This window comes from Enterobacter sp. PTB (assembly GCF_051130085.1).
Classification (GTDB): Bacteria; Pseudomonadota; Gammaproteobacteria; order Enterobacterales; family Enterobacteriaceae; genus Enterobacter; species Enterobacter ludwigii.
Genome location: NZ_JBDKEE010000112.1, coordinates 1 through 540 on the forward strand (window position 1 = coordinate 1; position 540 = coordinate 540).

Below are 540 nucleotides of genomic sequence, written 5' to 3' on the forward strand. Positions count from 1 at the left end.
AGCATACAGACGGTGATGAAGAAACGGAAGAGAAGATTAACCTCACGTTCCGTCATATGAAAGATTTTACCCCTGAGTGCATTGCACAGCAAGTGCCACGACTGCAGGCAATGCTGACGATGCGCAATCTCCTGCGCGATCTCAAAGCGAACCTGCTGGATGACGCCAGTTTCCGCCGCGAGCTGCTCAATATCCTGCGTGACCCCGCCCTGAGTGACGAACTTCGCGCCGATATTGCCGCGCTGGCTCCTCAGGACGTCTGATCTTCCCCCCTTCCATTCACGAGATAAACCATGTCAGCAGAAAATACGACAGCCACAACGACAGAAACTCTGGTGCAGGAGCAGTCTGCCGGGATCTATACATCTTTACTGAATAAAATCAACCTGGTACCTGTTGAGCAGCTCAGCGACATCAGCGCCTGGAAAGACGAGGCCGATATGGCGGAAGCCGGTGCAAGCCAGCGCGTGACCGCTGCCCTGGGCGTCTTTCTGGAGCAGTTGCGCCAGTCGGGTACCCGTAAAGTCGATAAGCTGGATA

At 54.6% G+C, this 540-nt stretch carries 1 protein-coding gene and 1 pseudogene; both read left to right on the top strand.

Features of this window, described 5'->3' with window-relative positions; genetic code table 11:
* The coding region (locus AAIR21_RS27825; RefSeq protein WP_434682833.1) for a type VI secretion system contractile sheath small subunit at positions 1–263 on the top strand (263 nt) is incomplete at its 5' end.
* A gap of 30 nt (positions 264–293) precedes the next feature.
* Positions 294–540: pseudogene (locus AAIR21_RS27830) on the top strand (type VI secretion system contractile sheath large subunit); the annotation flags it as partial.